The organism is Phenylobacterium sp., from assembly GCF_035569475.1.
Classification (GTDB): domain Bacteria; phylum Pseudomonadota; class Alphaproteobacteria; order Caulobacterales; family Caulobacteraceae; genus Phenylobacterium.
Map to the genome: position 1 here is coordinate 14,595 of NZ_DATMNA010000038.1, position 24,074 is coordinate 38,668.

The following is a 24,074-nucleotide window of genomic DNA, read 5'->3' on the forward strand; positions in this document are numbered from 1 at the left end:
CAGGCGGGCGAGGCGGATCCCGATCGGTCAGGCTCCGGTCACGACCGGCGTATCGGCCCGGCCGCCCCATTCGGTCCACGAGCCGTCGTAGACCGCCACGTCCTCGCGGCCCAGGCGGGCCAGGGCCAGGGCCAGCAGGGCGGCGCTGACGCCGGAGCCGCAGGTGGTGACGATCGGGCCGTCCAGGTCCACGCCCGCAGCCAGGAAGGCGGCGCGAAGGGCGTCACCGGTCTTCATCGTGCCGTCGGCCTCGATCAGGCCGCCCCAGGGCACGTTCAGGGCGCCGGGCATGTGGCCGCTGCGCAAGCCCGCGCGCGGCTCGGGGACCTCGCCCGTGAAGCGCCCGGCGGCCCGCGCATCGACGAGTTGGGCGCCGTGGCTCTGGACCAGGGCCCTCACGGCCTCCACATCGGCCACCAGGCTGGGGTCGAAGGCGGGTTCGAGGGTGGTGGCGGCCGGATGGGGCAGGGCGGTCTCGATCGGCCGGCCCTCCGCACGCCATTTGACCAGGCCGCCGTCGAGCACGAAGACCTCGGGGAAGCCCATGGTCCGCAGCGTCCACCAGACCCTGGGCGCGGAGAAGATGCCCTGGCCGTCATAGACGACGGTGATCAGGTCGCGGCGCAGGCCGAGCGTTCCGGCCGCCTCGGCGAAGGCGTCGGCGGGGGGCAGCATGTGCGGCAGGCCGCTCGACCGGTCGGCGATCTCGTCGATGTCGAAGAACGCCGCGCCGGGGATATGGCCCGCGGCATAGGCCTCGCGCCCGGTCTTGCCCTCGCCGGGCATGAACCATGTGGCGTCGACGACGGCGATGTCGGCGGAGCCCAGCCGTTCGGCCAGCCAGGCGGTGGAGACCAGGGGATCGCTCATTCCATCCACGCGGGCGTCGGCAGGCCGTGCTCCCTGAGGAAGGCCGGGTTGTAGAGCTTGGACTGGTAGCGCTGCCCATAGTCGCACAGCATGGTGACGATGGTGTGGCCAGGGCCGAGGTCCTTGGCCAGATGGATGGCGCCGGCGACATTGACGCCGGTCGAGCCGCCCATCACCAGGCCCTCGTGCTGCACCAGGTCGAAGAGGGCGAGCATCATCTCCTCGTCGGAGACCCGGTAGGCCTTGTCGATCGCGAGGCCTTCCAGGTTCGCGGTGACCCGCCCTTGCCCGATGCCCTCGCTGATGGAAACGCCCTCCGATTTCAGCTCGCCGGTCGTGTAGTAGTTGTAGAGCGCCGAGCCGTAGGGATCGACCATGCCGATGGCGACGCCGGGGTTCTTCTCGCGCAGCGCCTGGGCGACGCCGGCCAGCGTGCCGCCGGAGCCGATGGCGCAGATGAAGCCGTCGATCCTGCCGTCCGTCTGGGCCCAGATCTCCGGGCCGGTGGTCCGCACATGGGCCTCGCGGTTGGCGACATTGTCGAACTGCTGGGCCCAGACCGCGCCGGCCGGCTCCGTCTCGTTAAGCTCCAGCGCCAAGCGGCCGGAAACCTTCACGTAGTTCATCTCGTTGGCGTAGGGGACCGGGTCCACCTCGACCAGTTCGGCGCCGTAGAGCCGGATGGAGTCCTTCTTTTCCTGGCTCTGGTTGCGCGGGACGACGATGGTGCAGGCGTAGCCCAGCGCCTTCGCGACCAGGGCCAGGCCGATGCCGGTGTTGCCGGCCGTGCCTTCGACGATCCGGCCGCCGGGCCGCAAGGTTCCTTTGGCTTCGGCGTCGCGGACCATGAACAGGGCCGCGCGATCCTTGACCGACTGCCCGGGGTTGAGGAACTCGGCCTTGCCGAGGATTTCACATCCGGTGAGCTCGCTCGCGCGGTTCAGGCGGATCAACGGGGTGTTCCCGATGGTGTCGAGGACGCTGCGGGCGGGACTCATCGCCGCTACTTAAGCGCAGCTTGGCGCAAGCAGAAGGGGCGACCTACGCTTTGGCCAGTCCGAGCTGCACGACGCTGGTCCGCTCGGTGCGGAAACCGGCCTCGCAGTAGCTCAGGTAGAACTTCCATAGCTTGCGGAAGCGCTCGTCGAAGCCCAGCGGGCGGATGTCGTTCCAGGCCGCGTCGAAGCTGCGATGCCATTCGGCGAGGGTGTCGGCGTAGTCCCGGCCGAAGCGGTCGAGGGCGGTCCAGACCAGGCCCGCCTTGTCGGTCACCTTCCGCAGGCGCTCCTCCGACGGGAGCATGCCGCCCGGGAAGACGTACTTCTGGATGAAGTCGGCGCGGCTTCGGTACTGGTCGAAGTACTGGTCCTTGATGGTGATGATCTGCAGGCCGGCGCGGCCGCCGGGGGTCAGGCTCTCGCGGATCTTGCCGAAGTAGGTCGGCCAATAGCGCTCGCCCACCGCCTCGAACATCTCGATGGAGGCCACCCGGTCGAAGCGGCCGTCGACGTCGCGGTAGTCGACGAGCTTGATCTCGGCCTTTTCGTTGAGGCCGGCTTCGAACATCCGCTGCTTGGCGAAGGCGTACTGCTCCTCGGAGATGGTGATGGCGGTGACCTTGGCGCCGACCTCGCGGGCGGCGAATTCTGCGAAACCGCCCCAGCCGCAGCCGATCTCCAGCACGCTCTGGCCCGTCTGCAGGCCCATGGTCTGCGACAGCGCCCGGTACTTGGCGACCTGGGCCTCGCTCAGGGGCTGGCCGGGCTGCTGAAAGCGCGCCGACGAGTAGGTCATCGTCGGGTCGAGCCAGCGGGAATAGAAGGCGTTCCCCAGGTCGTAGTGGGCGTGGATATTCTTCTTCGCGCCCTGGCGGCTGTTGGTCTTCAGGGCGTGGCGGATGCGGTTGATCGCCCAAGTCAGGGGGCTGCCCATGGTGACGTGATGCACCCGGTCCCAGTTGGCCGCGAAGACGTAGAGCAGGTCGGGCAGGTTCGGCGTGTCGAACTCGCCGGCCATATAGGCCTCGGCGAACCCGATGTCGCCGGCGGCGAGCGCGCGACGGATGAAGCGGAAATCGCGGATCACGATCTTGGCGTCGGGACCCGGCTCGACGCCGGGAATGTAGAGCTCCTCGCCAGACGGCATGACGAAAGTGACCGACCCGATCACGAAATTGCGGGCGATCAGGCGCACCGCGGCCTTGAAGACGGCCGGCGCGCCCTGCAACTGCGGCAACCGGCGGAACGCCCGCCGGTCCCGGGCCAGGGCGGCCAGAGAGGAACTCTGCGCCAGGCTCATGTTCGCTTCCCCAGAACGCTCACGTACCAAAACATAACACCGCTCAACGCTGAAACCAGAGCCCCGGGGCGCCAGAACGATACGACGCCCCAAGCCGGCGGACGCGGGTAGATGCGGATTCGAGGCTTGTGAAGCCCGGCGGCGCGCGCCACTTAGCGCCCGACCCACCGGACCTCTAAGGGAAAGCCATGGCTGTCTTGACGCTGGATCGCTGGAACCTCGCCATCGGCGACGGTCAGCCGCTGGTGGTGCTCGCCGGGTTGAACGTGCTGGAGGACGAGGGCCTGGCCCTGGAAACCGCGCAGCACCTGAAAGGCGTCTGCGCCGACCTGGGCCTGCCCTATGTGTTCAAGGCGAGCTTCGACAAGGCCAACCGCTCCTCGATCCACAGCTATCGCGGGCCGGGTCTGGAGGCGGGCCTGCGCATCCTGGAGAAAGTGAAAAGCGAGTTCGCCGTGCCGATCGTCACCGACCTGCACGAGATCGACCAGGCGCAGGCCGTGGCCGCGGTCGCCGACATCGTCCAGATCCCGGCCTTCCTCTGCCGCCAGACCGACCTGGTGATCGCCACGGCCCGGGCGACCCTGGCGGCCGGCGGCCTGCTGCATGTGAAGAAGGGACAATTCCTGGCCCCCTGGGACTGCAAGAACATCCTCGACAAGATCCGCGAGGCCACCGGCGCCGACTTCACCATCCTGTGCGAGCGCGGGGTCTCCTTCGGCTACAACAACCTGATGGTCGACATGCTGGGAATCCACGAGATGAAGGAGCTCGGCGCGCCGGTGACCATCGACGCCACCCACGCGGTGCAACTCCCCGGGGCCGATCCGCGCAGCAACTCGGCTTCGACCGGCGGGCGGCGCTTCGGCGTGCCGGTGCTGGCCAAGGCGGCGGTGGCGGCCGGCGCCGACGGCGTCTTCCTGGAGTTCCACCCGGAGCCGGACAAGGCGCTGTGCGACGGGCCAAGCTGCCTGCCGCTGGCGGGCGCCAAGGACCTCCTGGCCACGCTCAAGGCGATCCACGGCGTGGTGCAGGCCGCTTGACCCCGCCCGCAACGCGCCGCACACCCTTGACCCTCATGGACCTCTCAGCGCTCCAGCACCTCCTGGGCCTGGCGCCCGGCCGGCGCGTCGCCTGCGTAGGCGACCTGATGGTCGACCGCTTCGTCTACGGCGACGTCAGCCGGGTCTCGCCGGAAGCCCCGGTGCCGGTGCTGGCCCGCACGCGTGAGCTGATGATGCTGGGCGCGTCCGGCAATGTGGCGCGCAATGTGGCCGCCCTGGGCGGGGAGGTTTCCCTGGTCGGGGTGGTCGGCGGCGACGCCCAGGGCAACGAAGCCCAGCGGATGGTGGGCGAAGAGGCCGGCGTCGAGGGCTACCTGGTCACCGATCCGGACCGGCCCACGACGCTGAAGACCCGCCTGGTCTCCGGCGGCCAGCAGCTCTTGCGGGTCGACTGGGAGGTCGTCCGCCCGATCGGCGGCGAGGTGGAGCAGCGGCTGGTGCGGACCATACGCGACGCCGCCAAGGACGCCGGCGCGATCCTGCTGTCCGACTACGGCAAGGGCGTGGTCACCGAGGCGGTGATCGCCGCCTGCCGCGAGGCCGCCGCCGAAAGCGGCGGCAAGCTGGTGGTGGACTCCAAGGCCCGCTCTTTCGCCCGCTACGGCGCGGTGGACATGATCAAGCCCAACGCCGCCGAGCTGGGCCACGCCACCGACATGCCGACCGAGACCGACGATCAGGTCGCCGCGGCCCTGGCGCGCGCGCTTGAGCTCTGGGAGGCCAAGGCGATCCTGGTGACGCGGGCCTCCAAGGGCATCTCGCTGGCGGTGCGCGGGCAGGCGGTGCGCCACTTCCCGACCGCGCCGCGCGAGGTGTTCGACGCCTCCGGCGCCGGCGACACGACGCTGGCTGCGCTCGGCCTGGCGCTGGCGGCCGAGGTCGCCATCGAGGAAGCCATCGCCTTCGCACAGCTCGCCTCCGGCGTGGCGGTGGGCAAGGTGGGCACCGCGACGGTGTCGCCGGAGGAGCTGGTGGAGGCGGCGCTGTCGGCCCACATGGCGCCCGCCGAGGCCAAGGTGGCGACCGCCCAGCGGATGGCCGACGAGGTGGCCCGCTGGAGGGCCAAGGGGCTGAAGGTGGGCTTCACCAACGGCTGCTTCGACATCCTGCACAAGGGCCACGTGGCCTATCTGGCCCAGGCGCGCGCCTGGTGCGACCGGCTGATCGTGGGCCTCAACGCCGACGACAGCGTTCGCCGGCTGAAAGGCGAGGGCCGCCCGGTGAACGACCTGGAGAGCCGCGCCCTGGTGTTGGCCGGCCTGGGGTCGGTCGACCTGGTGGTTCCGTTCGAGGAGGATACGCCGATCAAGCTCATCGAGGCCGCGCGGCCCGACGTGCTGGTCAAGGGCGCTGACTACGCCGAGAGCGAAGTGGTCGGGCACGAACTGGTCACGGGCTGGGGCGGCGAGGTGAAGCTGGCGGCGATCGTCGAGGGCTATTCCACCACCGCGGCCATCGCGCGGATGTCCAAGCAGGGGGCGGCATGACCCAGAGGCGCATCGCCTTCGTCACCGGCGGGGCCGGCTTCATCGGCTCCAACATCGCGGCCAAACTGGCGGAGGACCGCGACCTGGACGTGGTGGTCTGCGACCGCCTGCGCGAGGCCGACCTCGGCAAGTGGCGCAATATCGCCAAGCACCCGATCGGCGACTTCGTGGCGCCGGAGGACATGTTCGACTGGCTGGAGAAGCGCTGGCGCGACGTGGAGATGGTGGTCCACATGGCCGCGGTCTCAACGACCATGGAGCCGGACGCCGACAAGATCGTCCATTCCAACTTCACGCTCAGCCGCGACCTCTTCCGCTGGTGCGCCGACCGGCAGCGGCGGCTGATCTACGCCTCCTCGGCGGCGACTTACGGCGACGGGGGCCAGGGCTTCGACGACGACAACGGCTTCGAGGCCCTGGCGGCCTTGCGGCCCCTGAACACCTACGGCTGGTCCAAGGCGCTGTTCGACATCTTCGCCGTGCGTCAGGCGGCCCGCGACTACGCCCCGCCGCAGTGGGTGGGCCTGAAGTTCTTCAACGTCTACGGCCCCAACGAAGAGCACAAGCGCTCGATGAAGTCGGTGGCCTCGCAGATCTGGCCGCACGTGCGCGACGGGCATGGCGTGCAGCTTTTCAAGAGCTACCGCCCCGACGTGCCGGACGGCGGCCAGAAGCGCGACTTCGTCTATGTGCGCGACGCCGCCGACGTGACCGAGTGGCTGAGCCAGAACCCGCAGGTGAACGGCGTCTTCAACCTGGGCTCCGGGACCGCGCGGACCTTCGAGGACATGGCGCGCGCGGTGTTCGCCGCGGCCGGGAAGCCGGCGAAGATCGACTACACGCCCATGCCGCCGATGATCCGCGACAAGTACCAGTACTTCACCGAGGCCAAGATGGACCGGCTGAAGGTCGCCGGCTACGCCAAGCCGATGACGCCGCTGGAGGAGGGGATCGGCGACTACGTCCGGACCTACCTCAGCCAGCCCGACCCCTACCGCTAGCCATGGGTGGGGACCGGCCGCGCCCGAGGCGGTGGCTGGTGGGCAGCTTCGTGGGCGTGCTGCTCCTGCTGGCCGTGGCCGCCGCCCTGTATCGCGGCGATCTGATCCGCTACGCCCTGGATCCCAAGACGCCGTTCCAGACCTACAGGCCGCCCCCCGCCCCGGACTACGCCCAATCCAAGGCCTGGTACCTGCTGCCGACGCGGCCGGAGCCTGCCGCGCCGGGGAGCCCTGCGGCGGACGTGTTCTTCGTGGCCCCGACCACCTTCGAAGGCGGCAAGCAGTGGAACGAGCCGATCGGCGCGGCTCGGGCCGACCGGGTCTTCCGCCGGGTGATGGCGCCCAACTACGCCGGCCCGTTCGTGCGGGTCGGCCGCATCTTCGCGCCGCGCTATCGCCAGGCGGGGCTCTACAGCCTGCTCACCCTGGCGGACGACGCCAAGGACGCGCGCCGGTTCGCCTATGGCGACGTCGCGGCCGCCTTCCGCTACTGGCGTGACCACAACGGCGGGGACCGGCCGTTCATCGTCGTGGGCGTCGAGCAGGGCGGCACGCTCGCCGCGCGCCTGGTGGCCGAGGAGATCGCGCCCAACGCGGCGCTGCGGGCGCGACTGGCCGGCGCCTATCTGATCGAGACCGTGGTCCCGGCCACCCATCCGGCCCTGCCGCCCTGCGCCCAGCGCGATCAGGCCGGCTGCCTGGCCGCCTGGGTCAGCGTGCCGGCCAGCGAGATCGACCGCGGCAAGATCCTGCTGGCCCGCGCGCTCGTCTGGGACGCGAACGGCGAGCTCGTAAACCTCAACGGCCCCGCCCTGTGCTTCAATCCGATCCTGGGCGCCACCACCGACGAGCCGGCGCCGGCGCGAATGCACGAGGGCGCGGCGAACGCCACGGGGCTGGAGTGGGGTGCGCGCCCGGCCTTCATGGCGCGGCAGGTCTCGGCGCGGTGCGAAGGCGGGGTGCTGCGGGTCTCCTCGCCCAAGTCGACCTCCCTGCAAGCCTCGGGATCCTGGACGGAGCAGCGGATGGCCCCAGGGTTCAACCTGTTCTACGCCGACCTGGAGAACGACGCGAAGGCGCGCCTGGCGGCCTTGACCCGCCGCTGAGCCTGGCGTCCTCGTAGCCGCGACAGCCAAGGGAAACGCGCCATGGGTGAGACCAATCGTCAGATCGTGCTGGACCACCTGCCGCAGGGCGACAAGCTGGCGCGCGAGCACTTCCGGCTGACCGAGACACAGGCCCCGTCGCCCGGCGAGGGCGAGGTGCTGCTGCGCACCCGCTACATCTCGCTCGACGCCGCCAACCGCGCCTGGATGCAGGGGGCGACCTACCGCTCGGCCCTGGAGTCCGGCCAGGTGATGGCCGGCGGCGCCCTGGCGGAGGTGGTGGCCTCCAACGCTGGCCACCTGAAGCCCGGCGACCTGGTGTTCGCCGACACCGGCTGGCAGGACTATGCGGTCCTGCCGGGCAAGCGGCTGACCAGGCTGCCGGCCCTTGAGCCGATGACCCACCTGATGAGCGTCTACGGGATCGCCGGCCTGACCGCCTATTTCGGCCTGCTGGAGTGCGGCCAGCCCAAGCCCGGCGAGACCGTCGTGGTGTCGGCCGCCGCCGGCTCGGTCGGCTCGATCGTCGGCCAGATCGCCAAGATCAAGGGCTGCAAGGTGGTGGGCGTGGCCGGCGGCGCGGACAAGGGCCGTTGGCTGGTCGAGGAGCTCGGGTTCGACGCGGCCCTGGACTACAAGGCCGGCGGCCTGCGCCAGCAGATGAAGGAGGCCGTGCCTGAGGGCATCGACGTCTATTTCGACAACACCGGCGGCGAGATCTTCGAGACCTGCCTGTTCGCCATGAAGAACCATGGCCGCATCGCCTGCTGCGGCGCGGTCTCGCAGTACGATGGCGCCGCCCCGCCGCACGGCCCCCGCGGCATTCCCGGCCTGATCGTCACCAAACGGCTCACCCTGCGCGGTTTCGTGGTCATGGACTTCGACGACCGGCGCGAGGCGGCGCTGAAGGACCTGCAGGGCTGGGTCGCCGATGGGCGCCTGAAGGTGCAGGAGGACATCATCGACGGCCTGGAGAACACGCCCGCGGCGCTGATCGGCCTGCTGAACGGCGAGAACCGCGGCAAGCGGATGATCAGGGTGAGGTAGCTGAAATCGGCTATTCAATTCGCCTTAGATGAGAATATTTCTCAGTAGATTTGAGATCTTCATCCACGAGCTGAAACAGCTTGTTGGACAACCTAGGTTGTTTTCTAGTCATCGCATACCGACTGGCGGAGGCTGATTGATCATCATCCGCTTAGCCCTATGCGGAGGCAGTGATCATGGCGACGATCCTGAGATCGACACTGGCGGCGTCGGCCGCCCTGTTCCTCGTGGCCGCGTCCGGCGCCGCGCAGGCGCACACCTTGATCAATTTCGACGACCTCGCGGCAGGAACGATCGTCACCAATCAATATGCCGGGGTGACGTTCTCTTCCAATGCGGGAGAGGTTGTCGAAACGACCTCTCAGCCGCTTTATCAAATCTCACAGCCGAATTTCATTTGCACATTCTCGACGGGCAACGATATCGACTGCACTCAGAGCGTGAATCTGGCCTTCGCGGCGCCGGTGGACAACTTGAAGTTCGTCTATACCGGCGAGAATACACCCGGGTCGACCTTCAATATTGATGTCTATCAGAATTTCGGCGCGAATCCGACATCGGTGACCATCGTCGGCGTCAACCAACAGTTGCATGACGCAGCCGGCGTGGACCTGAGCGTCTTTCAGAACATCACGCGCATCTCCATCAATCAGGTGGCCGATCCGTTCGGGCTTGGGTACGACGATTTTTCTTTTGACCCGGGGCAAGCCGCCGGCGGCGGCGTTCCGGAGCCCGCCGCCTGGGCCCTGATGATCGTGGGCTTCGGCGCCGCGGGCGCTATGCTGCGCCGCCGCAGGCCGATCGCGGCCTGAAGGGGCAGTCCCGGCTCCGAAATTTAGCCCGCGTCTCGGAGCCCCAACCCCGCCTTCCAGTCGAACAGCTCCTGCAGCACCCGCAGCGCCTTGCCGCGCTCGCCCTTCAGCTCCGGATCGCGACCGACGATGAGGCGCGCATCGTCGCCGGCGGCGGCGATGAGGTCGCGGTGGGGGCCCAGCACGTCGGCGAAGACGTAGTCGGGGAAGCCGGACTGCTTGAGGCCGAGCGCATCGCCGCCGCCGCGCAGTTCCAGGTCGGTCTCGGCGATCTGGAAGCCGTCATCGGTGCGGCGCAGGATGTCGAGGCGCTTCTGGGCGGTCTCCGACAGGGGCGGGTCGTAGAGCAGGACGCAGGAACTCTCGCGGCGGCCGCGCCCGACCCGGCCGCGTAGCTGGTGGAGCTGGGCCAGGCCGAAGCGCTCGGCCTGTTCGATGACCATGATGGTGGCGTTGGGCACGTTGACGCCCACCTCGACCACCGTGGTGGCGACCAGCACCGACAGCTTGCCGTCGGCGAACTCGGCCATCACCGCATCCTTGGCGGCGGGCGTCAGTTTGCCGTGGATCAGGCCGACGCTGGGGCCGATGGTCTGTCTCAGTTCCTCGGCGCGGGTCTCCGCGGCCTTCAGGTCGATCAGCTCGGACTCCGAGACGAGGGGGCAGATCCAGAAGGCCTGGGCGCCGCCCTGCACCGCGTCGCGCAGGCGCGCCTCGACCTCTGCGATGCGGGTCATGGGCGCGGCGCGGGTGGCGACCGGCGTACGGCCGGGGGGCTTCTCGTCGATGCGGCTGACGTCGAGGTCGCCGTACATCGTCAGCTCGAGCGTGCGCGGGATGGGCGTCGCCGACATGGCCAGCAGGTGCACCGCCTTGCCCTTGGTCTGCAGGCGCTGGCGCTCGCTTACGCCGAAGCGGTGCTGCTCGTCGATCACCGCGAACTCCAGCCGCGCAAAGGCCACGTCGTCCTGGAAGAGGGCGTGGGTGCCGACGGCGACCTTGGCGGCGCCGGAGGCCAGGGCCCGCAGCTTCTCGGCCCGGCCCGGCCCCTTGTCGCGGCCGGTCAGCAGGATCACGCCGACTCCGTGAGCGGTGAGGGGGCCGGAGAGGGTCTCGTAGTGCTGGCGCGCCAGGATCTCGGTGGGCGCCATCAGCGCGCTCTGGCCGTTGGCCGCGGCGACGTCGGCCATGGCGCACATGGCCACCACGGTCTTGCCGGAGCCCACATCGCCCTGGATCAGGCGGCTCATCCGCTCGCCGGCGGCGAGGTCGGCGCGGATTTCGGAGAGCGCGCGGTCCTGCGCGCCGGTGAAGGCGAAGGGCAGGTCGGCGCGGATCCGGTCGGCCGCCGGGCTGGCGGGGATGCGGGCGGCGGGCTCCTTGCGGCGCTCGGCCTTGCGCTGGGCCATGGCCAGTTGCTGGGCCAGCAGTTCGTCGTAAGCGAGGCGGCGGAGGTGAGGGGCCGTGGGTGAAAGGTCGGCCTCGGTCTCTGGGCTGTGCAGGCGGGCGAGCGCCTCGCGCCACGCCGGGAAGCGTTCGCGAGCGAACCAGGCGGGGTCCTGCCATTCCGGCAGCTCGGGCGCCCGCTCCAGGGCCTCCAGGGCGAAGGTGCGCACGCGCCGCGCCGGCAGGCCCTCGGTCGCAGGGTAGATGGCCTCGAGCTGGGGAATTTCATCGCGCTTGTCGGGAGCGACCATGTAGTCGGGATGGACCATCTGGCGGCCGTATTTGTCGTCCTCGACCTTGCCGGAGATGATCCGCTTCGATCCCGGCGGATGACGCTTCTCCAACTGGTCGGCGAAGCGGCCGAAGAAGACCAGGGTCATGAAGCCGGTGGGGTCGCTGACCCGCACCCGCCACGGCTGAGCCTGGCTGCGCGGGCGCTGGTAGTCGTCGATGGTGACCTCGAAGGTCATCACCTGGCCGTCCGCGGCCGCCGACAGGTCGGCCGGCATGCGGCGCACCAGCGAATGGGGCCTGAGGAACGCCACGTCGCGCACGATCGGCCCGGCCAGCTTCTCCAGCAAGGGAGCCACGCGGGGGCCCACGCCTTTCAGCGTGCTGACAGGGGCGAAAAGCGGGAACAGAATCTCCGGCCGCATGATTGCAGCATAGCCGACTGGCCCAAATCCTTGACTGGTAATGGGCCACCGCGCGCTCTATATCCGCGACCTCTTCATGACGACTGACAGTGACGCCCGGCTGAAGAAGCTGAGGTTCCGGGCTTGGCGCCGGGGCTTCCGGGAAGCGGACCTCATTCTGGGGCCGTTCGCGGACAGGCACGTCTCGGCCATGAGCGCGGCCGAGCTCGATACGTTCGAGGTCCTGCTCGAAGTCCCGGACCAGGACCTCTACGCCTGGATCTGCGGTACGGCGGCGACGCCCGAAGCCTTCGATCACGAGATCATGAACAGGATCAAGGTGTTCCGGTTCGAAGTTCATAATGGCGGCGCTCGTGGCGGCTGACGGTTCGCGCCCGGTGAGCGCCGCGGAGATGCGGCGCGTCGCCGACGACCCCGGCCGCCTGGACCTGGTCGGGGCGCCCGAGGGCTTCGACGCCCTGGTGATGGCCGACATCGTTCGCGCCCGCAAAGGCCTGAGCGTGTTCGTGGCCCGCGACGGGACGCGGCTCTCGGCCTTCGCCGACGCCTTCCGCTTCTTCGCTCCCGAGATCGAGGTCCTGACCTTCCCGGCCTGGGATTGCCTGCCCTACGACCGGATCGGGCCGTCGGCGGGCGTGGCGGCCTTGCGGATGACCACGCTCTCGCGGCTGGGCCAGGGTCTCGACGATAAGACGCCGCGGCTGCTGGTGACCACGGTGCCGGCCCTGGCGCAACGCGTGCCGCCGTTGGCGGCCGTGGAACGCGCCGGCTATTCGGCGCGCACCGGCAACATGGTCGAGATCGCCGACCTGGAGGCCTATTTCGCCATCAACGGCTATCAGCGCGCCTCCACGGTTTCGGAAAAGGGCGAGTTCGCCATCCGCGGCGGGGTGATCGATGTCTTCCCGCCCTCGGCCGAGGAACCGGTGCGCCTCGACCTGTTCGGCGACACGCTGGAGTCGATCCGCGCCTTCGATCCGGAGACCCAGCGCTCGACCCGGCAACTGAAGGACGTCAGCCTGCTGCCGGTCAGCGAGGCCCTGCTGGACAAGGACGCCATCTCACGCTTCCGCAGCAGCTATCTGGAGACCTTCGGCGCGGCCGGCGACGACCCGCTCTACGCCACCGTATCCGAGGGCGGGCGCCGCGCCGGCATGGAGCACTGGCTGCCGCTGTTCTATCCGCAGTTGGCGACGCTGTTCGACTATCTGCCGGAGCGGTCGGCGATCGCCCTGGACCATCTGGCGCGGGAGGCCCGCGACGAGCGGCTGGCCGTGATCGCCGACGCCTACGAGGCGCGGTCGAACACCGAGCGGCGCATCCACTACCATCCGCTGGAGCCGCACAAGCTCTACCTCACCGCCGACGAGTGGCAGGGGCACCTGGCGAGGCGCGCCACCCGGCGGTTCTCGGCCTTCCAGGAAGCCGAGGGCGACACGGTCATCGACATGGGCGCGCGCGCCGGCCGCAGCTTCGCCCCGGAACGCCAGCGCGACAGCGTCAACCTGTTCCAGGCCACCGCCGACCATGCTCGCACCCTGGCCGCGGGCGGCAAGCGGGTGCTGTTCGCCTCCTGGTCGGACGGCTCGTCGGACCGCCTGGGGTCGATGCTGGCCGATCACGGCCTGACGGACGTTCCGCTCGCCGCCTATTGGGACGCCGCCAAGGCCGCCAGCCCGAAGACCCCGCAGCGGGTGGTGCTGCCGCTGGAAGCCGGGTTCGAGACCGATACGCTCGCGGTCATCTCCGAGACCGACATCCTGGGCGACCGGCTGTCGCGGCCGCGGCGCAAGCGGCGCGCGTCCAATTTCCTGGCCGAGGCCTCGTCCCTGACGCCGGGCGACATCGTCGTCCACATCGACCACGGCATCGGCCGCTATGCGGGCCTGAAGACCCTGGACGTGCAGGGCGCGCCGCACGACACGCTGGAACTGCACTATGGCGGCGACGCCAAGCTCTACCTGCCGGTGGAGAACATCGACCTCCTGACCCGCTACGGCGCGGAATCCGAGGGGGTGATCCTCGACCGGCTCGGCGGGGCGGCCTGGCAGGCGCGCAAGGCCCGCGCCAAGGAGCGGCTGCGCGAGATGGCCGAGGGCCTGATCCGCATCGCCGCCGAGCGCGCCACCAAGACCACCGACCCGATGGCCCCGCCGCACGGCGTGTTCGACGAGTTCTGCGCGCGCTTCCCCTACGAGGAGACCGACGACCAGTTGGCCGCCATCGGCGATGTGCTGGAGGACCTGTCGGCCGGCAAACCCATGGACCGGCTGATCTGCGGCGATGTGGGCTTCGGCAAGACCGAGGTGGCGCTGCGCGCGGCTTTCGTGGTGGCGATGAGCGGCCATCAGGTGGCGGTCGTTGCGCCCACGACCCTGCTGGCGCGCCAGCACTACAAGACCTTCACTGAGCGGTTCGAGGGCTGGCCGGTGAAGGTGCGCCGCCTGTCGCGCCTGGTCCCGGCGAGGGAAGCCGCGGAGACGCGCGAGAACCTCAAGAACGGCGAGGTCGAGATCATCGTCGGCACCCACGCGGTGCTCTCCAAGCAGGTCGGCTTCCGCAACCTCGGCCTGGTGATCGTGGACGAGGAGCAGCACTTCGGGGTCAAGCACAAGGAGAAGCTCAAGGAGCTTCGCGCCGACGTGCACATGCTGACGCTGACCGCCACGCCGATCCCGCGGACCCTTCAGATGTCGCTTTCGGGCATCCGCGAGATGTCGATCATCGCCACACCGCCGGTCGACCGCCTGGCGGTGCGCACCTACATCACGCCGTGGGATCCGGTGGTCATCCGCGAGTCCCTGCTGCGCGAAAAGTACCGCGGCGGCCAGGCCTACTATGTCGCCCCGCGCATTTCCGACCTGCCGGAACTCGAGCGGTTCCTGCGCGAGCAGGTGCCGGAGGTGAAGTTCGTGGTCGGCCACGGCCAGATGGCGCCGACCCAGCTCGAGGAGGTGATGAGCGCCTTCTACGACGGCCAGTACGACGTGCTCCTGTCGACCACCATCGTGGAGAGCGGCCTCGACATCCCGACCGCCAACACCCTGATCATCCACCGCGCCGACATGTTCGGCCTGGCCCAGCTCTACCAACTGCGCGGCCGCGTCGGCCGGGCGAAGTCCCGCGCCTACGCCTATATGACGACGCCGGCCGAGAAACAGATCACGCTGTCGGCCGAGAAGCGGCTGAAGGTGCTGCAGTCCCTGGACAGCCTGGGCGCCGGGTTCCAACTCGCCAGCCACGACCTCGACATCCGCGGCGGCGGGAACCTTCTGGGCGAGGAGCAGTCGGGCCATATCAAGGAGATCGGCGTCGAGCTCTACCAGCAGATGCTGGAGGACGCGGTGAACGAGCTGAAGACCCGCGCCGGCGCCGAGGCCACCGACGGCGACCGCGGCTGGTCGCCGCAGATCAACACCGGCGCGGCGGTATTGATCCCCGAGGAATATGTCCCCGACCTCAATGTCCGGCTGTCGCTCTACCGCCGCCTGTCGGACGCCGAGAAGGCGCAGGACCGCGAGGCGCTGGCCGCCGAGCTGATCGACCGCTTCGGCCCCTTGCCGCCGGAGGCCGGACAGCTCCTCAAGGTCGTGGCGATCAAGGGCCTTTGCCGCGAGGCCAACGTCGCCAAGATCGACGTCGGGCCCAAGGGCGCGGTCGTCAGCTTCCGCAACGACGACTTCAAGAACCCGATGGCGCTGATCCAGTTCGTGGCCAAGAACCAGGTCGCCTGGCGCGTCCGCCCCGACAACAAGGTGGTGGTGAAGGGCGAGTGGGAAACCCCCGAACAGCGGCTGAACGCCGCGGAGCGGGTGCTGAGCGAACTGGCCAGGCTCGCGGCCTGAGGCCGTCCCTTCGGGAAGGCGGCGGGTCCCGCACACCGAATTAAACCAATTGCAAAGCTTGCTGTCGGATAAGGCGAACCAGGGTAGGGGAACCTCGTTTGATCAAGCGACTGAAGTCACTGTCGCTGTCGCAGAAGATGCTGGGCGGGTTGCTCGCGATCTCCCTGGCCTTTACGGCGACCGGCTCCATCGCCGCCTATGTGATGTTCCGCGACCGCGCGGAGCAGATGCGCGTCGCTGACCTGTCGCTCTATGTGAAGCAGCGGACCAAGTCTGAGCAGGCGATGTTCGAGCAGGTGCGCGGCAAGCACCTGTCGGCCAGCGAGGCGCTGGCCGAGCGCTATGACAATCTGGACCCCAAGCAGGCGGCCCGCGACTTCGACCGCCTGTTCCCGCTGCACGCGGACGGCACGCGCCGCAGCGCGCCCGAACTGGCGTCGGGCCTGACGCTTGGCGGCGACCGGCTCTATGGCGTCACCGCCTTCCTGGGTCACGGGGCGGATGTTTCGCAGGACGACAAGCGCCTGATCATGGCGATCACCCGCGTGGTGCACGCCTCGGGCGAGGCCAATCGGGTGATCTTCGACAACTTCTATTTCGCCACGCCCGACAGCCGGCTGGTGATGTTTGCGCCGGATCACCCCGAGAAGATCCGGTTCTACAACCACGATGCGCCCGCGACCTTGAAGCTGGCGACCATGGACCTCGTGCAGATGAGCCTGCCGCAGAACAACCCGCGGCTGAGCACCGGCTGCACCAAGCTGACGCCGCTGCTCACCGACCCGACGCACAGGTCGATGGTCTCCGCCTGCACGACGCCGGTCTATCTTCACGGCCGCTATGTGGGGGCATGGGCCGACACCATGCCCATGGGTTCGTACTTCCTGAGCGCCATGCGCGAGGCGATCCCGGGCGCGACCAACCTGATCATCGACGAGCAGGGCTCGCTGATCGCCTATCCGGGTTTTGTGACCTCCAAATATGTCACCGCGCCTGCGATCCGGTCATACGAAAAGCGCCTGAGACTCCACGACGTGGCCCGCGCGATCCGGGCCCAGCACCGCGAGTTCGGGGTGATCTCGAGCCCCGACGGACGCGACCTGATCGCCTACGGCCACATCGACGCGCAGTGGTATTTCCTGATGACCCTGCCTACCGCGACGGTGAACCGCGCCGCCTCGGTGTCGGCGCTGCCCCTGCTGGCCATCGGCCTGATCGGCGCCCTGGCGCAGGCGGCGCTGATCCTGCTCTGGGTGCGCGGCCTCTTCGTGAAGCCGCTGGAACAACTGGTGCGCGAGGCCGCTGGAGCGGCGGGATCGGACGTCGCCGCCGAACGGCTGGAATCCCGCAGGGACGAGATCGGCGACCTCGCCCGGGCGCTCGCCGCCGAGCGGGCGACGGCCCAGGCCCTGACCACCGGCCTCGAAGACCGGGTGCGGGCGCGCACCGCCGAGCTCGACCGCGCGAACCAGGCCAAGTCCTCCTTCCTGGCCACCATGAGCCACGAGCTGCGCACGCCGCTCAACGGCGTCGTCGCCCTCTCGCACCTGCTGGCCGAACGGCAGACGGAGGCGGAGGACAAGGAGATGGCCGCGCTGATCGTCTCCTCCGGCCGCCTACTGGAGCAGGTGCTGACCGACATCCTGGATTTCTCGAAGATCGAGGCGGGCCAACTGTCGCTGAACGAGACGCCGTTCGACCTGGCCGTCTGCGTGCGCCGGGTGGCCGAGCTGCACCGGGCGGCGGCCGAGGCCCGGGGCCTGACCCTGACCTGGGCGATGGAGGAGGGCGTGTCCGCGGGCGTGATGGGCGACGAGCTTCGCCTGACCCAGGTGCTTTCGAACTTCCTGAGCAATGCGGTCAAGTTCACCGAAACCGGGCGGATCGCCCTGGAGGTGACCCGGGCCCAGGATGCTCTGCGCTTCGCGGTGCGCGACAGCGGCATCGGCTTCACCCCGGAGGTTGGCGCTCGGCTTTTCCAACGGTTCGAACAGGCCGACGCCTCGATCACGCGGCGGTTTGGCGGCACCGGGCTCGGCCTGGCGATCTGCGCCTCCCTGACCGGAATGATGGGCGGTCGGGTCTGGGCGGAATCCCAGCCCGGCATGGGTTCGGCCTTCTTCGCCGAGATTCCGCTGCCGGCCGCCGACCTCGGCGCGGTCGCCGAGGCGGACGCCGGCGCCGGGGCCGCCACGCCGCTGGCCGGCTGCCGGGTGCTGCTGGCCGAGGACCATGCGGTCAACCAGCGGGTCGTCTCGCTGATCCTGGAGCCGATGGGGGTCGAGCTGATCGTCGTGGGCGACGGGGCGGAGGCCATCGAGGCGGAGGCGGCGGGCCGCTACGATGCGATCCTGATGGACCTGCACATGCCCAAGGTGGACGGGCTGACCGCGATCCGCGCGATCCGCCGCGGCGAGGCGGAGCGGGGCGCGCAGCCCACGCCGATCGTGGCGCTCACCGCCGACGCCCTGGCCGAGCACATGGCCGCCACGCGCGCCGCGGGCGCCAACCACCACCTGTCCAAGCCGATCCGGCCGGACGTCCTGATCCAGCTCCTGGCGGAAATCTTCAGCTCGAGCGATCGTCGGCGCGAGGTCGCCTAAGCGAGTCCCGCCTTGACGCGGGCCTCGTTGAGCAGGCGCGAGGCCCGCAGCGCGATCTCCAGGCGCTGGGCGCAGACCAGGCCCACCGAGATCACCAGGGCGCCGTCCGCGACCGCGTTGGCGGAAAGGCCGAGCGCGCCGGCGTTCTGGGCGCCGTACATGCGCACGCCATAGCGGACCGCAAACAAAGCCAGGATCACCAGCATGCCCATGGGCGAGGCGCGGCTGGTCAGCTCGTGGCTCGCCGGGTCGACGGTGATGTTCGTGAAACGCGCCCGCCACCAGCCGAGGCCGGCGCCGATGGCCAGGGCCGCGATGTCGACGCCCAGCATCAGCGGGCTCGGCGCGCCCTGTTGGCTGAGCGCGAGCCCGACCAGCACCAGGATCATCACCGGCGCGATCCAGAGGGACTCGATACGCAGCCGCCGGGCCCGCGAATTGCGCAGGATCACCAGTCCGATCACCACCAGGGGGATGAGCAGCGCCACAGGTTGGGCGTTCGGCGGCGGTGGAGGCATCAGCCCGCCTTCCGGCCGTCGGCGTGGGCGGCGGCCTCTTCGAGCGCGCGTCCGGCGCTTTCCGCCGAGGTCACCGGGGCGACGCCCAGGTCGAACTCCACCACGAACGGCGGATTGCCGTCGCCGGCTTCGAAGGCCGTGCAGCCGATCACCGCGGCGATCCGCTCGCCCGCCAGCCGGCCGTTCGGGCCGGGGGTGTTCGGCAGGGCCAGCGCGAAGACCTCGGGGCCCAGGCGCGCGGCCGTGTCTTCCACCCGCACCAGGCGGCTGACCATGGAGCCGATCTGCGGGATCGCCCGGTCGAGCCAGCCCTCGGCGCGGGCGGCCTTCAGTTCCGGCTTCTCGGCCACTTTCAGCACGCAGACGCTGAGCGCGCGGTTGCGCACCTTGGCAGCCTGGGCGAGGCGCCCCAGGTGGGCGGCGAACAGGTCGCGGGTGAAGAGGCCGGTCGCCGCGTCCATCAGGCCCGACGTCCGCGCCTGCTCCAGGGCCTGGCGCACGCCCATCTGGCGGCGGTAACTGCGGGCCAGTTCCACCACCCGGCGCGCGGTCTCGCTCTCCGGCGTCTCGGGCGAGGCCACGTCCGACAGGCCGCGGTGGAAGGCCTCCGAGGTCGTGACGTAGGTCTCCTTGCGCATGTAGAGCAGGGCGGGCGTGTGATAGAGGCGGGTGTTGCGGCGCAGGCCCGCGGCGATCGACAGCGCCTCCTGCGGATTGTCCCCGGCCCACAGCACGACCGCGTCGAAGATCCGCTCGTGCAGGTAGTCGAAGGCCGTATAGGCGGTGAAGGCGCCCACCACATCGGCGCCGTTGCGCAAGAGCGCGTTGGAGAGCGCCAGGAACTGCGGGGCGGGCTCGCCGATCGCCAGCACGCGATAGGGGCTGACGTCGATCTCCGGCGGCTCGAACTTGCGGCCGAACTCGGCGAAGGTCTCGCTGCGCAGGTCGAACTCTTCCTCGGCGACGGCGGTGCGGACCAGAGTCTCCAGCCGCATGGCGGCCTGCGCAGGATGCAGCGGAGCGGCTAGGGTCACGTCGAAGCCGTAGGTCTCCAGGATCGGGTCCGGGTCGCCGATGGCGATGACCGGCAGCCTGCGGGGCGCGCAGGCGGCCTTCAGCCGCCGGGCCAGGCCGAGCGCCTCCTCGCCCACGCCGCGCAGGTCGATGATCGCGGCCTCGATCTGCAGGTCGGAAATGGCGGTGACGGCGGCGAACTTGCCGCGCGCGGTGATGGTGCGCCAGCCAAGGCGATCCAGCCCCTCGGCGAGGGGCCCCGCCAGGGTGTCATCCCGCGCGACGATCAGCACGCGCGCCTGGACGCTCGACGGCATCGATTTCCTTTCCTAGGACCGGAGTCGGCCCGAAGACATGACTCGCGCGGCACGATAGACGCTGAGCATAGGCAGCGACAGGGCAAGAAGGGTTAAGGAGGTTGAGGATGGATGCAATTTTGCAAGGCCAGGTTGCGGTCATCACCGGGGCGTCGGGCGGGCTCGGCGAACACTTCGCCAAGGTGCTCGCAGAGCAGGGCGCGGCGGTCGCGCTCGCGGCGCGGCGACTGGAGAAGGTCGAGGCGATCGCCGGCGAACTGGCCGGTCAAGGCCATCGGGCCATGGCCCTGCGGCTGGATGTCGCGGATGCCGCCTCCATCGCCCCGGCCTTCGACGAGATCGAGGCGGCGCTGGGGCCCATTTCCATCCTGATCAACAACGCGGGCGTGGGCGGCGCCGGCATGGCGCTGGACATGACCGTCGAGCATTTCGACGAGACCTTCGCGGTGAACGTCCGCGGACCCTATTTCGCCGCCCAGGCCGCGGCCAAGCTGATGCTGGCCTCAGGCGTGGCCGATCGCGGCGAGGGGCGGATCGTCAACATCGCCTCTGTCGCCGCCCAGACCAATCTCCCCGGGCTCTCGGCCTACTGCGCCTCCAAGGCCAGCGTGGTGATGATGACCCGGGTGATGGCGCGCGAATGGGCGCGGCGGGGAATTTCCGTCAATGCGCTGGGCCCCGGCTATATCCTCACCGACATCAACGCCGAATGGTTCGAGACCGAGGGCGGCGCGGCCCAGTTGAAGCGCTTCCCGCGCCGCCGGCTGATGCAGAACAGCGACCTGGACGCGGCGCTGCTGATGCTGGCGGGACCGGCCGCCTCAGCCATCACCGGCCAACTGTTCATCATCGACGACGGCCAGACCTTGCCGGGGGGCGGCTAGCGGGGCTTGGCTGACGGCGGGGCAGGGCGCTTTACTCGCGCGTCAAGACCAAGGGAGTGAGGCGATGCGCCAGGGACCGCTGACCGGATTGAAGGTGGTGGAGTTCGCCGGGATCGGGCCTGGCCCGTTCTGCGGCATGCTGCTCTCCGACCTGGGCGCCGACGTGGTGCGGATCGACCGCAAGGGCGGGCGCGGCGGCGCGCCTTCGGACATCACGGCGCGCGGCCGCCGTTCGGTGGCGCTGGACCTGAAGAGCCCGGCGGCCATCGAGGCCTGCCTGAAGCTCATGGAAAGGGCCGACGCGATCATCGAGGGCTTCCGGCCCGGCGTGATGGAGCGCCTTGGCCTGGGGCCGGACGTGGCCCTGAAGCGCAATCCGAAACTGGTGTTCGGCCGCATGACCGGCTGGGGGCAGAGCGGCCCTTACGCCAACGCCGCCGGACACGACATGAACTACATCGCCATCACCGGCGCCCTGCACGCCATCGGAACAGCCGAGAAGCCCGTCCCGCCGCTGAACCTCGTGGGCGACTTCGGGGGCGGGGCGCTCTACTTGGCGTTCGGCCTCCTGGCCGGCGTGATCCAGGCGCGCGAGACCGGCAAGGGCCAGGTCGTCGACTGCGCCATGAGCGACGGCGCGGCCTCGCTGATGGCCATGTTCTACGGCTTCAAGGCCTCGGGGATGTGGAAGGAGGAGCGGCGGAGCAACCTGCTCGACGGCGGCGCCCACTTCTACGACACCTACCGGTGCGCGGACGGAAAGTGGGTCTCCATCGGCTCGATAGAACCGCAGTTCTACGCCCTCCTGCTGGAGAAGACCGGCATCACCGATCCGCAGTTCGCCCGCCAGATGGACCGCGCCGTCTGGCCGGAGTTGCGCGAGAAGCTGGCCGCCGCCATCGCCGGCAAGACGCAGGCCGAGTGGAGCGAGATCATGGGCGGCACCGACGTCTGCTTCGCGCCCGTGCTCGATCTCGAAGAGGCGCCGAGGCACCCGCACAACGCCGCGCGCCAGACCTTCGTGGAAGTGGCCGGGGTGATGCAGCCCGCGCCCGCCCCGCGCTTCTCGGCGACGCCGGGAAAGATCCAGGGTCCGCCGCCCGCCATCGGCGCCCACGACCGCGAGGCCCTGCTCGACTGGGGGCTCAGCGCCGCCGAGATCGACGCCCTCGACGCGGCGGACACACTGGCGAAAGATACGGTTTCCTGACGCGCGCGTTCAGCTTGGGTTCAGCCGGGAAGTCGCATCGTGGCCCCAGGTTGTTCGCCGCGCTCTCCCGTCCCTCGAAGCGTCGGGCAGCCTGATGGAACGACACGCCCATCGGCGGCGCGTCACCTGCAAAGGTGGCGCGCCGTTTCCATTTGGGGCCGTCAGGCGGTCGCCTTGGGGGCTTTCCGGGCCTGCCTTTCGCGCCATTCCTGCTCCTCGGCGATGAGCTCGGGCGTGGCGACCTCGGCGAAATCCTCCGGCTCGTAGTAGGGGCGGATCTCGAGGTCGAAGGGCCGGTCGCCCTCCGTCGGCGCCTTCTTGGCCCAGTCGATGGCGTCCTGCAGCGACTTCACCTGCCAGATCCAGTAGCCGCCGATCAGTTCCTTGGTCTCGGCGAACGGGCCGTCGGTGACCATCGCCTTGCGATTCTGCAACCGGACCCGCGCGCCCTTGGCGCTGGGTTGCAGGCCGCCGCCGTCGAGCATGACGCCCGCCGCGATCAGCTCGTTGTTGAACGCGCCCATGGCCTCGATGTACTCGGGCGTCGGCAAGGCGCCGGCTTCCGAGTCCTGGTTGGCCTTCACGATCACCATCACCCGCATCGCTCTCGCTCCCGTTGCGTCCGCCCGGCGGTGCGCCCGGCGACTGCCCGTAACGACGAACCAATCGCGCCTGGGCCGACAGGTCGAGCGGAATTGTTGAGCGACGCCTTGCGAAGGCCGCCGTTCCTCAGCACCTTCGCCCGTCATGGCGGCCCTTCCGTTCATCTCCCGGCTGCGGGCCATTCAGTGGAATCCGTTCTTCTGGGCCCACGTGACCCTGTTGACGATCGGCCGAGCGCTTACGCGGCTCTGGGGCCGCGACGTGATGCTCTACACGGGCGGCGTCTCGTTCTTCAGCCTGCTGGCGATCTTCCCCGCCCTGGCGATTCTGGTGACCCTCTACAGCCTGCTCTCCAGCCCGCAGCAGGCGGCTCGCGAGGGCGAGGTCCTGGCCCTGATCATCCCGGAGGGCGCGCGCGACATCGTCCAGCAGGAACTGGTGCGTCTGGCCCACGCGCCGCATGTGGCCATGTCGGCCCAGGGCGTGTTCGCCCTGGTGGTCGGGCTCTACGCCTCGCATCGGGGGTTCAAGGCGATGCTGGCGGGCCTGTCCTTCATCCACGACGAGGATGAGCCGCGCGGCTTCGTGGGGTTCAACCTGCTGGCCTTGGCGGTGCTGATCGCCGCTTTCGCGGTCCTGAGCCTGATGTCGGCCATCTTCCTGGGGCTGCGGGTGATGGGCTCGGCCTTCGACCTGAGGCCCTTCCGGGGCGTGCCCTGGCTGTTCAGCGAATGGACCTGGGCCAGCGCCGGCCTGACGCTGGGCATGGCGCTGATCTACCGATGGGCCATGTCGCGGCGCCCGGTCAGGTGGCGCGCCTCGCTGATCGGCGGGTTCAGCGCCGCGGTGCTCTGCCTTTTCGCGTCCTGGGCCATCGCCTTCTATGTGCAAGCGATCTCGCAGCTCGGCGCGACCTATGGCTCGATCGCGACGGTCGTGGTCTTCCTGATCTGGCTGTCGTGGAACGTGAACGCGATCTTCTTCGGCGGCGCGTTGGCGACCGAGGTCGAGCTGTCGATCGACGCCCACACTGCGCCTAGGGCTTCGCCACCAGGAAGCTGAACCCGCCATCGGCCTCGTCACGGCCAAGGATCGCCGCGCCCACCTCGGCGGCGAAATGAGGCACGTCGATCCGCGCCATCGGATCGTCCGCCAGCAGGCGCACCCGGGCGCCCGGCGGCGCGGCCTCCAGAGCCCTCCTGAGGCGCAGGGTCGGGACCGGGCAGCGGTGGCCGCGGGCGTCGACGACGATCTCGTCCGAAGTGTCGGGGCTCGCCATGGCGCCGCATACAA

The 24,074-nt window shown here is 69.6% G+C and carries 20 protein-coding genes; 12 read left to right on the forward strand and 8 right to left on the reverse strand.

All coding sequences use genetic code 11. From position 1 onward, the window contains the following. Positions 1-27: 27 nt before the first annotated feature. The 3 genes from sseA to VNW53_RS05685 are packed head-to-tail and all read right to left on the reverse strand — an operon-like array spanning position 28 to position 3,168. A complete protein-coding gene (gene sseA / locus VNW53_RS05675; protein ID WP_325554148.1) occupies positions 28-870 on the reverse strand; it encodes a 3-mercaptopyruvate sulfurtransferase in 843 nt (280 codons plus the stop codon). Beyond that, positions 867-1,868, reverse strand: a complete 1,002-nt coding sequence (locus VNW53_RS05680) for a cysteine synthase A (protein ID WP_325554149.1) — start codon at positions 1,866-1,868, stop codon at positions 867-869. Before VNW53_RS05680 ends, sseA begins: the two co-directional genes overlap by 4 nt. Positions 1,869-1,911: 43 nt before the next feature. Beyond that, on the reverse strand, positions 1,912-3,168 hold the full coding sequence (locus VNW53_RS05685; protein WP_325554150.1) for a cyclopropane-fatty-acyl-phospholipid synthase family protein: 1,257 nt from the start codon (positions 3,166-3,168) through the stop codon (positions 1,912-1,914). 188 nt (positions 3,169-3,356) lie between these two features. On the opposite strand from VNW53_RS05685, the gene kdsA reads away from it, so the two are divergent. The 6 genes from kdsA to VNW53_RS05715 all read left to right on the forward strand — a co-directional run bounded on the left by kdsA (position 3,357) and on the right by VNW53_RS05715 (position 9,685). Beyond that, a complete protein-coding gene (kdsA, locus tag VNW53_RS05690) occupies positions 3,357-4,211 on the forward strand; it encodes a 3-deoxy-8-phosphooctulonate synthase (RefSeq protein WP_325554151.1) in 855 nt (284 codons plus the stop codon). 35 nt (positions 4,212-4,246) lie between these two features. Beyond that, the gene (gene rfaE2, locus VNW53_RS05695; protein WP_325554153.1) at positions 4,247-5,719 is read left to right on the forward strand and encodes a D-glycero-beta-D-manno-heptose 1-phosphate adenylyltransferase; all 1,473 of its coding nucleotides are present in this window, start codon (positions 4,247-4,249) and stop codon (positions 5,717-5,719) included. Further along, a complete protein-coding gene (gene rfaD, locus VNW53_RS05700) occupies positions 5,716-6,720 on the forward strand; it encodes an ADP-glyceromanno-heptose 6-epimerase (protein WP_325554154.1) in 1,005 nt (334 codons plus the stop codon). The genes rfaE2 and rfaD overlap by 4 nt, the downstream gene beginning before the upstream one ends. A gap of 38 nt (positions 6,721-6,758) precedes the next feature. Further along, complete coding sequence (locus VNW53_RS05705) at positions 6,759-7,826, forward strand: DUF3089 domain-containing protein (protein WP_325554155.1); 1,068 nt, start codon at positions 6,759-6,761, stop codon at positions 7,824-7,826. A gap of 42 nt (positions 7,827-7,868) precedes the next feature. Beyond that, positions 7,869-8,873 (forward strand): NADP-dependent oxidoreductase, encoded by a 1,005-nt coding sequence (locus VNW53_RS05710; protein ID WP_325554156.1) that lies wholly within the window; start codon positions 7,869-7,871, stop codon positions 8,871-8,873. A 176-nt stretch (positions 8,874-9,049) separates the two neighbouring features. After that, positions 9,050-9,685, forward strand: coding sequence for a PEPxxWA-CTERM sorting domain-containing protein (locus tag VNW53_RS05715; protein WP_325554157.1), 636 nt, complete (start codon positions 9,050-9,052; stop codon positions 9,683-9,685). A gap of 23 nt (positions 9,686-9,708) precedes the next feature. On the opposite strand, the gene recG is transcribed toward VNW53_RS05715, so the two are convergent. After that, positions 9,709-11,787 (reverse strand): ATP-dependent DNA helicase RecG, encoded by a 2,079-nt coding sequence (gene recG, locus VNW53_RS05720; RefSeq protein ID WP_325554159.1) that lies wholly within the window; start codon positions 11,785-11,787, stop codon positions 9,709-9,711. Positions 11,788-11,827: 40 nt separating this feature from the next. Here recG and VNW53_RS05725 point away from each other — a divergent pair, with 40 nt between their 5' ends. The 3 genes from VNW53_RS05725 (at position 11,828) to VNW53_RS05735 (ending at position 18,235) form a co-directional block, all read left to right on the forward strand. Beyond that, positions 11,828-12,151 carry a succinate dehydrogenase assembly factor 2 gene (locus VNW53_RS05725; RefSeq protein ID WP_325554160.1) on the forward strand — a complete coding sequence of 108 codons (324 nt, stop codon included), beginning with the start codon at positions 11,828-11,830 and terminating at the stop codon, positions 12,149-12,151. A 28-nt stretch (positions 12,152-12,179) separates the two neighbouring features. Beyond that, positions 12,180-15,632, forward strand: a complete 3,453-nt coding sequence (gene mfd / locus VNW53_RS05730; RefSeq protein WP_414693248.1) for a transcription-repair coupling factor — start codon at positions 12,180-12,182, stop codon at positions 15,630-15,632. A 98-nt stretch (positions 15,633-15,730) separates the two neighbouring features. After that, positions 15,731-18,235 (forward strand): ATP-binding protein, encoded by a 2,505-nt coding sequence (locus VNW53_RS05735; RefSeq protein WP_325554162.1) that lies wholly within the window; start codon positions 15,731-15,733, stop codon positions 18,233-18,235. Here the strand turns inward: VNW53_RS05735 and VNW53_RS05740 are convergent. Then, positions 18,232-18,753, reverse strand: a complete 522-nt coding sequence (locus VNW53_RS05740; protein WP_325554163.1) for a hypothetical protein — start codon at positions 18,751-18,753, stop codon at positions 18,232-18,234. The two genes, VNW53_RS05735 and VNW53_RS05740, sit on opposite strands and share 4 nt — an antisense overlap. Next, positions 18,753-20,084, reverse strand: a complete 1,332-nt coding sequence (locus VNW53_RS05745) for a diguanylate cyclase domain-containing protein (RefSeq protein WP_325554164.1) — start codon at positions 20,082-20,084, stop codon at positions 18,753-18,755. Before VNW53_RS05745 ends, VNW53_RS05740 begins: the two co-directional genes overlap by 1 nt. A gap of 107 nt (positions 20,085-20,191) precedes the next feature. On the opposite strand from VNW53_RS05745, the gene VNW53_RS05750 reads away from it, so the two are divergent. Both VNW53_RS05750 and VNW53_RS05755 read left to right on the forward strand, forming a co-directional pair. Beyond that, positions 20,192-20,968: an SDR family NAD(P)-dependent oxidoreductase gene (locus VNW53_RS05750; RefSeq protein ID WP_325554166.1), complete on the forward strand. Its 777-nt coding sequence runs from the start codon at positions 20,192-20,194 to the stop codon at positions 20,966-20,968. Between the two features lie 64 nt (positions 20,969-21,032). After that, positions 21,033-22,178: a CaiB/BaiF CoA-transferase family protein gene (locus VNW53_RS05755; protein ID WP_325554168.1), complete on the forward strand. Its 1,146-nt coding sequence runs from the start codon at positions 21,033-21,035 to the stop codon at positions 22,176-22,178. Between the two features lie 161 nt (positions 22,179-22,339). On the opposite strand, the gene VNW53_RS05760 is transcribed toward VNW53_RS05755, so the two are convergent. After that, complete coding sequence (locus VNW53_RS05760; protein ID WP_325554170.1) at positions 22,340-22,780, reverse strand: YciI family protein; 441 nt, start codon at positions 22,778-22,780, stop codon at positions 22,340-22,342. A gap of 145 nt (positions 22,781-22,925) precedes the next feature. Here VNW53_RS05760 and VNW53_RS05765 point away from each other — a divergent pair, with 145 nt between their 5' ends. After that, positions 22,926-23,843 carry a YihY/virulence factor BrkB family protein gene (locus VNW53_RS05765; protein ID WP_325554172.1) on the forward strand — a complete coding sequence of 306 codons (918 nt, stop codon included), beginning with the start codon at positions 22,926-22,928 and terminating at the stop codon, positions 23,841-23,843. On the opposite strand, the gene VNW53_RS05770 is transcribed toward VNW53_RS05765, so the two are convergent. Next, complete coding sequence (locus VNW53_RS05770) at positions 23,818-24,060, reverse strand: sulfurtransferase TusA family protein (RefSeq protein WP_325554174.1); 243 nt, start codon at positions 24,058-24,060, stop codon at positions 23,818-23,820. The genes VNW53_RS05765 and VNW53_RS05770 overlap by 26 nt on opposite strands. Positions 24,061-24,074: the final 14 nt, after the last annotated feature.

Bases quoted from the DNA above. Each gene is read 5' to 3' on its own strand.
- sseA (WP_325554148.1), bottom strand. From the start codon at position 870: ATGAGCGATCCCCTGGTCTCCACCGCCTGGCTGGCCGAACGGCTGGGC.
- VNW53_RS05680 (WP_325554149.1), bottom strand. From the start codon at position 1,868: ATGAGTCCCGCCCGCAGCGTCCTCGACACCATCGGGAACACCCCGTTG.
- VNW53_RS05685 (WP_325554150.1), bottom strand. From the start codon at position 3,168: ATGAGCCTGGCGCAGAGTTCCTCTCTGGCCGCCCTGGCCCGGGACCGG.
- kdsA (WP_325554151.1), top strand. From the start codon at position 3,357: ATGGCTGTCTTGACGCTGGATCGCTGGAACCTCGCCATCGGCGACGGT.
- rfaE2 (WP_325554153.1), top strand. From the start codon at position 4,247: ATGGACCTCTCAGCGCTCCAGCACCTCCTGGGCCTGGCGCCCGGCCGG.
- rfaD (WP_325554154.1), top strand. From the start codon at position 5,716: ATGACCCAGAGGCGCATCGCCTTCGTCACCGGCGGGGCCGGCTTCATC.
- VNW53_RS05710 (WP_325554156.1), top strand. From the start codon at position 7,869: ATGGGTGAGACCAATCGTCAGATCGTGCTGGACCACCTGCCGCAGGGC.
- VNW53_RS05715 (WP_325554157.1), top strand. From the start codon at position 9,050: ATGGCGACGATCCTGAGATCGACACTGGCGGCGTCGGCCGCCCTGTTC.
- recG (WP_325554159.1), bottom strand. From the start codon at position 11,787: ATGCGGCCGGAGATTCTGTTCCCGCTTTTCGCCCCTGTCAGCACGCTG.
- VNW53_RS05725 (WP_325554160.1), top strand. From the start codon at position 11,828: ATGGGCCACCGCGCGCTCTATATCCGCGACCTCTTCATGACGACTGAC.
- mfd (WP_414693248.1), top strand. From the start codon at position 12,180: ATGCGGCGCGTCGCCGACGACCCCGGCCGCCTGGACCTGGTCGGGGCG.
- VNW53_RS05740 (WP_325554163.1), bottom strand. From the start codon at position 18,753: ATGCCTCCACCGCCGCCGAACGCCCAACCTGTGGCGCTGCTCATCCCC.
- VNW53_RS05745 (WP_325554164.1), bottom strand. From the start codon at position 20,084: ATGCCGTCGAGCGTCCAGGCGCGCGTGCTGATCGTCGCGCGGGATGAC.
- VNW53_RS05750 (WP_325554166.1), top strand. From the start codon at position 20,192: ATGGATGCAATTTTGCAAGGCCAGGTTGCGGTCATCACCGGGGCGTCG.
- VNW53_RS05755 (WP_325554168.1), top strand. From the start codon at position 21,033: ATGCGCCAGGGACCGCTGACCGGATTGAAGGTGGTGGAGTTCGCCGGG.
- VNW53_RS05760 (WP_325554170.1), bottom strand. From the start codon at position 22,780: ATGCGGGTGATGGTGATCGTGAAGGCCAACCAGGACTCGGAAGCCGGC.
- VNW53_RS05765 (WP_325554172.1), top strand. From the start codon at position 22,926: ATGGCGGCCCTTCCGTTCATCTCCCGGCTGCGGGCCATTCAGTGGAAT.
- VNW53_RS05770 (WP_325554174.1), bottom strand. From the start codon at position 24,060: ATGGCGAGCCCCGACACTTCGGACGAGATCGTCGTCGACGCCCGCGGC.